The organism is Bacteroides sp. Phil13, assembly GCF_001940965.1.
In the GTDB taxonomy this organism is placed as follows: domain Bacteria; phylum Bacteroidota; class Bacteroidia; order Bacteroidales; family Bacteroidaceae; genus Bacteroides; species Bacteroides intestinalis.
This window is the reverse complement of sequence record NZ_MSHA01000091.1, coordinates 45,615-52,196: the sequence shown is the minus strand read 5'-3', so window position 1 is coordinate 52,196 and position 6,582 is coordinate 45,615. Positions and strand designations below refer to the sequence as shown.

Annotated in this window: 8 protein-coding genes; 4 read left to right on the top strand and 4 right to left on the bottom strand. The window is 46.2% G+C overall.

Annotated elements, in window-relative coordinates; translation table 11 throughout:
• Positions 1-36: 36 nt before the first annotated feature.
• Both BWI44_RS18290 and BWI44_RS18285 read right to left on the bottom strand, forming a co-directional pair.
• Positions 37-855, bottom strand: coding sequence for a zinc ribbon domain-containing protein (locus BWI44_RS18290; RefSeq protein ID WP_138292985.1), 819 nt, complete (start codon positions 853-855; stop codon positions 37-39).
• Between the two features lie 5 nt (positions 856-860).
• A complete protein-coding gene (locus tag BWI44_RS18285) occupies positions 861-1,955 on the bottom strand; it encodes a Nif3-like dinuclear metal center hexameric protein (RefSeq protein ID WP_195209391.1) in 1,095 nt (364 codons plus the stop codon).
• A 107-nt stretch (positions 1,956-2,062) separates the two neighbouring features.
• On the opposite strand from BWI44_RS18285, the gene BWI44_RS18280 reads away from it, so the two are divergent.
• Entirely contained in the window at positions 2,063-2,470 is a 408-nt protein-coding gene (locus BWI44_RS18280) for a DUF4891 domain-containing protein (RefSeq protein WP_195209392.1), read from the top strand.
• Here BWI44_RS18280 and BWI44_RS18275 read toward each other — a convergent pair.
• Positions 2,467-3,276, bottom strand: coding sequence for an ABC transporter permease (locus BWI44_RS18275; RefSeq protein ID WP_022210432.1), 810 nt, complete (start codon positions 3,274-3,276; stop codon positions 2,467-2,469). The genes BWI44_RS18280 and BWI44_RS18275 overlap by 4 nt on opposite strands.
• Positions 3,277-3,292: 16 nt before the next feature.
• Positions 3,293-3,913 carry an ABC transporter ATP-binding protein gene (locus BWI44_RS18270; RefSeq protein WP_118222329.1) on the bottom strand — a complete coding sequence of 207 codons (621 nt, stop codon included), beginning with the start codon at positions 3,911-3,913 and terminating at the stop codon, positions 3,293-3,295.
• 185 nt (positions 3,914-4,098) lie between these two features.
• Here BWI44_RS18270 and BWI44_RS18265 point away from each other — a divergent pair, with 185 nt between their 5' ends.
• Genes BWI44_RS18265 through BWI44_RS18255 form a run of 3 tightly spaced genes read left to right on the top strand, consistent with a single transcriptional unit; the run spans position 4,099 to position 6,578 of the window.
• Positions 4,099-4,641, top strand: a complete 543-nt coding sequence (locus tag BWI44_RS18265) for a ferredoxin domain-containing protein (RefSeq protein WP_195209393.1) — start codon at positions 4,099-4,101, stop codon at positions 4,639-4,641.
• Positions 4,638-5,681 (top strand): agmatine deiminase family protein, encoded by a 1,044-nt coding sequence (locus BWI44_RS18260; protein ID WP_195209394.1) that lies wholly within the window; start codon positions 4,638-4,640, stop codon positions 5,679-5,681. Before BWI44_RS18265 ends, BWI44_RS18260 begins: the two co-directional genes overlap by 4 nt.
• A gap of 12 nt (positions 5,682-5,693) precedes the next feature.
• Entirely contained in the window at positions 5,694-6,578 is an 885-nt protein-coding gene (locus BWI44_RS18255; RefSeq protein ID WP_117706299.1) for a carbon-nitrogen hydrolase, read from the top strand.
• The last annotated feature ends 4 nt before the right edge of the window (positions 6,579-6,582 follow it).

Here is a 6,582-nt window from a genome sequence, read left to right as displayed (position 1 = left end):
CAGGGGCGTCCTTTCCTATATATACACTGCCGAATATTATTCCGCAGTCTTTTTTCTTCTCGTTGGCTTTTCCTTTACTTCTTCCTTGTGTTCGATGGTTACACCAGCCAACTCCGGGTCAATCATGATACGTCCGCAATATTCGCAAACGATGATTTTCTTACGAGAACGGATATCCAGTTGTCTCTGGGGCGGGATTTTGTTGAAGCAACCACCACAAGCGTCACGTTGTACATATACGATACCCAATCCGTTGCGAGAGTTCTTACGGATACGCTTGAAAGATTGGAGCAAGCGCGGTTCGATCTTAGTTTCAAGTTCTTTGGCTTTGTCTCTCAGCTTTTCTTCTTCCTGCTTAGTTTCAGAGATGATTTCGTCCAGTTCGTTCTTCTTAACGTCCAAGTCTTTCTGTCTTTCGTCCAACGCTTCTGTACTCTTTGCAGCTTCAGCAGATTTCTCCTGTTCCTGTGCAGCAAACTCTTTGATTCTCTTATCACAAAGCTCCATTTCCAGAGTCTGGAATTCGATTTCTTTGCTCAGGAAGTCGTACTCACGGTTGTTGCGTACATTCTCCTGCTGTTCCTTGTATTTTGCGATAGAAGCTTTTGAAGTTTCAATCTCTACTCTCTTAGTAGCGATGGCGGATTTCAGTTCGGCTACTTCTGCCTTAATTCTGTCGATACGAGTGCTCAGACCGGCGATTTCATCTTCCAAGTCCTGTACTTCCAGCGGAAGTTCACCTCTTAAAGTCTTGATTTCATCAATCTTAGACAACATAGTCTGCAACTGGAACAGGGCTTTCAACTTCTGCTCCACGGTCAATTCCTGAGGATCTTTTTTTGCTTCTTTAGCCATTTTACTTATAAATATTTTATGGGGTTGGTGTTCACTTTGCACTGTTGCAGCGCAAGGTTAGGAAACAACTCCCGGATTATTGTATAGAATATTTCTTTCGTATATTGTTCGCTTTCGTAGTGTCCTATCTCTGCCAGCAGAATGTCCGTATCGTGTCCGAAGTAATCGTGATACTTGATTTCCCCAGTGATGAACACGTCTGCACCATTGCGTATGGCAAGCGGCATCAGGAATGCTCCGGCTCCTCCACACAGTGCCACGGTCTGTATTTCACGCCCGGTCAGTTTATTATGCTTCAGGCAGCCCACTTCAAAGGTTTTCTTGACGCGTTTCAGGAACTCCAACTCCGTTTCCGGTGTTTCCAGTTCGCCGATAACTCCTGCCCCGGCCTGTGTCCAGCTATTCTGCAAAGGATATAAGTCGAATGCAGGTTCCTCATACGGATGGGCACTCAGTAGAGCTTTGATAACTTCCGATTTCTTGTAGGCAGGCAATACGGTTTCTATCCGCACCTCCTTTTCCGTATGCAACTCTCCGATGCTTCCACAGAACGGGTGGCTACCCTCTTGGGCGCGGAAAGTTCCCTCTCCTTCTACATTGTAGCTGCATGCGTCGTAGTTTCCTATGCAACCGCATCCGGCTGCAAACAAAGCCTTACGAACATCTTCCGCCTGTGCCGTGGGTACAAAAGTCACCAATTTTACCAAGGCATTCTCTTTGGCTTCCAGCACGCGTACATTACTCAATCCTATTTTCTCGGCAATCTTGAAGTTCACCCCTCCCGGAGCATTATCCAGGTTGGTATGTGCTGAGTAGATCACGATATCATTCTTGATTGCTTTCATGATACAACGCTCTACATAGTCCCTGCCCGTGATGGATTTATATCCTTTGAATATCAGCGGATGATGGGATATGACAAGATTGTACCCTAACGCAATCGCCTCGTCCAGCACGGCTTCAGTAACGTCAAGACACAACAAAGCCCCTGTTGCTTCCGCTTCTGTCAATCCGATTTGCAGGCCGGCATTATCAAATCCGTCTTGCAATGGCAGAGGCGCGAACCGTTCAAGGGCGCTTACTATCTCCTTAATTCTCATTATGTGAATAGAAAATTTCGGTGCAAATATAGTAAAAATGCACTGAATAACTGTTTGTTTTACTCTTTTTTTATATATTTGTTCGGATAATTGTAAAACTCTATACCATGAAAGCATTACTTTTCTCGTTTTTGGCTTTATTATGCATTCTTTTCTCGTGCCAACCCTCACCCAAAGCCCAGGATGGCGGTGAAGAGGGTGCACAAGAGGAGTTTGTGGATACTACTCCGAAGGCTACAGCCATCTTTTGGATAGATAAACATAAGGAAATGCCCGGACAATCGTCAAAGAGGCCGGGGGCGGTACGTACGGTGAAAGCCAAAGTCAATATCCATTTGGCAGGGCGTATAGAAGTGCTTTCGTATGTGAAACCGCAGAAAGGATATATAAAAAGTTATATAAATCGCCGTCTTGAGACGTTCCGGGTAAGGAAAGTATTGATGGACAGTGCTTATATAAAACCCGGCGTACAGTATGTGCAGTTGCGTTATACTCCTGAAAAAGTAGAGCACTAACGGTTTTTCTTCTTTTCCTTTTTCTCTACCATTACCTGCAATAGTTTTCCGTTGGCATCGAACGACTTACGCGATGCCAGCGAGATGGTAATCATTAGCGAAAGCATGGATGCCGTGAAGGTTATCACCATAATCATCATCTGATATTTGATGGCGACATTCGGGCTACTACCTCCCAGGATTTGTCCGATCATAGTGCCGGGCAGTGCCACCAGGCCCATAACGGCAATATTGGCAATTAACGGACTAAAAGACTTAATGATAGCCTGTTTGATAAAAGGCGCCTGTGCCTCTGCCCTTGTGGCACCATTGCCAAGCAGATAGCGATACAATTGCTGTTCCCGTTTCAATCCGCTGTAATAGGCATTCAGCGCAACGACATTGCTGGATAGCATGTTTCCCATCAGGATACCGAATATCGGAATAAAATACTGGGCACTGAACACATTTTCCAATCGTAATACAATGGCAATGAAGTACATGCCGATGCAGACGACACTGAATAAGAAACCTATGGAGATAGGAATAAACAGTATCTTCCGTTTCAGCTGGGTGCGTGCCAGGGCGGTTTGTGCGGCAACGAATATCATAATAATCACCCACAGAAAGTTGATCCACGGGTTATTCCACAGAAACAAGTATTTCAGGTAGATACCGATAAAGAAAAGTTGTACAATCATCCGTGCGATCCCAATCACGGTAACCCACAATAGCCCTGTCCTGAACTTCCACAAGTAGAACAGCGGAATAAGCAATAGCAACAATCCGATGGCTAAACTGGTATATGATATGTCGATAGTTCCCACTTTATTAATCTCTTAGTTACAGTGTTATCATCTGGTTGCATCCTTGCGCAAATCCCTGGTCGTGAGAGACGGCGAGGATGGCACTTCCCTCCCTCATTCGTTTCCGGAAGAAAGCAAGTACTTTATCCGTAGAGTCCGAATCCAGTGCGGAAGTCGGTTCATCCACAATCAGCAGCGGTTTTTGCATCAGGGTGGCTACGGCAATCATGATACGTTGCCGTTGTCCTCCGGAGATCTCATTCACACGTTTATCGTACAATTCCTCTTCCAGCCCCAATTCATCGAAACAGGCAAATAGTTTGTCTAGTGAAAAGGGAGTAGCCCGGTTAGCTTTCAGATTGAAAGGGAGTTGCACCATTTCCTTCACCCATTCCGATGGAAGAGCCAGTTCTTGCGGTATCCATGCCACTTGCCGGCGAATTTGGTCGATAGTTCCTTTTTCCAGTAAAATGCCGTTAACGGTGATGCTCCCTGCTTTGAGGGGTACAAATCCTAAAACTGCATTCAGCAAGGAGGTTTTTCCTCGCCCCGATTGTCCGGAAATGCAGGCGATTTCCCCTTCGTGCAGTTGTAAGCAAAAACCGGAAAAAAGTGTATCTGCTCCGAAAGCGATGCATGCGTTGTCTATTTGAAGTATAGTCCTGGTCTCCATTTGAAAGCAAATATAGAAAGGAATTCTGAGAAAACGGTGGATTATTAGCTGAAATCAGTATCTTTAAATAAGATAAGCTGCATTTCGGCATAACTTTTTCATGCAAGCATGAAAGTTCTGCACTCAATTTGCATTATCTTTGCTATCAGTTTTTAATAAAAGTGAGAATTATGATACAGAACGAACGTGCAAGCCGCCACGAACATGTGTTGGACGTGGCAAGGCAGATGATGACTGCTGCCCGTACCGCTCCGAAGGGAAAAGGTGTAGATATAATTGAAATAGCTATGGTCACCGGAGACGATTTAAAAGTATTGTCGGACAAGATGATTGCCATGGTGGAAGAACACGGAATGAAGTTCTTTTTGCGGGATGCCGCCAACATTTTGCAGGCTGAATGTGTAATTATAATAGGTACGCGCGAGCAGGCGCAAGGATTGAATTGTGGCCATTGTGGTTATCCCACTTGTGCGGGACGCCCTGAAGGTGTGCCTTGTGCCGTGAATTCGGTCGATGTAGGTATAGCTATCGGTTCGGCTTGTGCCACGGCGGCCGATTTGCGTGTGGATACCCGTGTGATGTTCTCTGCCGGACTTGCTGCACAGCAATTGGAGTGGTTGCCGGGATGCAGATCCGTGTATGCTATTCCGGTCAGTGCTTCGACCAAGAATCCGTTCTTTGACCGCAAGCCGAAAGAAGAAAAGCAAGAATGATAAATATGAGTGATACGTTTAATGCTGTTTTACCTGCCGAATGGGTGCCGCAAAGCGGAATACAGCTGACTTGGCCCCATGCCGGAACTGACTGGGCACATATGCTTACGGAAGTACAAGCCTGCTTTGCCGCTATCGCACGCGAAATAGCCCAGCGGGAATTGCTTCTGATTGTAACTCCCGAACCGGAGGAGGTCAAAAAGCAGATTTCAGCTACCGTCAATATGCAGAATGTCCGTTTCATGGAGTGTGAAACGAATGATACTTGGGCGCGTGATCATGGTGCAATTACCATGTTGGATTCAGAAGGCGCTTCGCTTCTTGATTTCATGTTCAATGGCTGGGGGCTGAAATTCGCTTCAGATAAAGACAATCTGATTACCCGTCAGGCTGTGGAATCCGGTTTCCTGAATGGGCGGTATGTTAATCGTCTGGGCTTTATTCTGGAAGGTGGTTCCATTGAGAGCGATGGTTTGGGAACATTGCTCACCACGTCTGAGTGTTTGCTTTCTCCCAATCGTAACGGACAGATGAGCCGCGATGAAATCGAAGGCTATCTCTGTTCTGTATTTCATCTGAAACAGGTACTTTGGCTCGATCATGGGTATTTGGCAGGAGATGATACAGATAGTCATGTCGATACGCTCGCTCGTCTTTGCTCACCGGATACTATTGCCTATGTGCAATGCACCGATACGCAGGATGAACATTACGAAGCTCTACATCAAATGGAAGAGCAACTGAAAACCTTCCGTACTTTGAATGGAAACCCCTATCGTCTGTTGGCATTGCCTATGGTAGACAAAATTGAGGAAGAGGGCGAACGCCTCCCCGCAACGTATGCCAATTTCTTGATAATGAATGATGCAGTGCTTTATCCTACTTATCGTCAGCCGGAGAATGACCAACGTGCTAAAGAAGTCTTGCAGGAAGCGTTCCCGGAATATGAGATTGTAGGCATTGATTGCCGGGCACTGATCAAGCAGCATGGATCACTCCATTGTGTTACGATGCAGTACCCTGCCGGTGTATTGAAATAAAATTAGAAAGATATGAGAAAAATAAAAGTCGGAATTATTCAGCAAGCCAATACAGCAGATCTTCGTACGAACCTGATGAACCTGGCTAAAAGCATAGAAGCTTGTGCTGCACATGGTGCGCAACTGGTTGTATTACAAGAGCTGCACAACTCCCTGTATTTCTGTCAGACTGAAAATACGCAACTGTTTGATCTGGCGGAAACCATTCCCGGCCCTTCCACCGGATTTTATTCCGAACTGGCCGCTGCCAATAAGATCGTATTGGTAACCTCCCTATTTGAGAAACGTGCCCCGGGACTCTATCATAACACCGCCGTTGTTTTTGACCGTGACGGAAGCATTGCCGGAAAATATCGCAAGATGCATATCCCCGACGATCCGGCCTATTATGAAAAGTTCTACTTCACCCCTGGAGATATAGGTTTCGAACCTATCCAAACCTCTCTCGGAAAGTTGGGTGTACTTGTTTGCTGGGATCAGTGGTATCCTGAAGCTGCCCGTCTGATGGCATTGAAAGGTGCCGAATTATTAATCTACCCCACTGCCATTGGCTGGGAAAGCAGTGACGCCGATGATGAAAAGGCACGCCAGCTCAACGCTTGGATTATCTCTCAGCGTGCCCATGCCGTAGCCAACGGACTTCCTGTTATCTCTGTTAACCGTGTCGGTCACGAACCCGATCCGTCCATGCAGACAAATGGCATCCAATTCTGGGGAAATAGTTTTGTAGCAGGTCCGCAAGGAGAATTCCTTGCACAAGCCGGAAACGACCGTCCGGAAAATATAGTAGTGGAAATAGATATGGAACGCTCGGAAAATGTACGCCGTTGGTGGCCTTTCCTGCGCGACCGCCGTATTGATGAATACGGTGGATTGACGAAACGCTTTCTCGATTAAAATG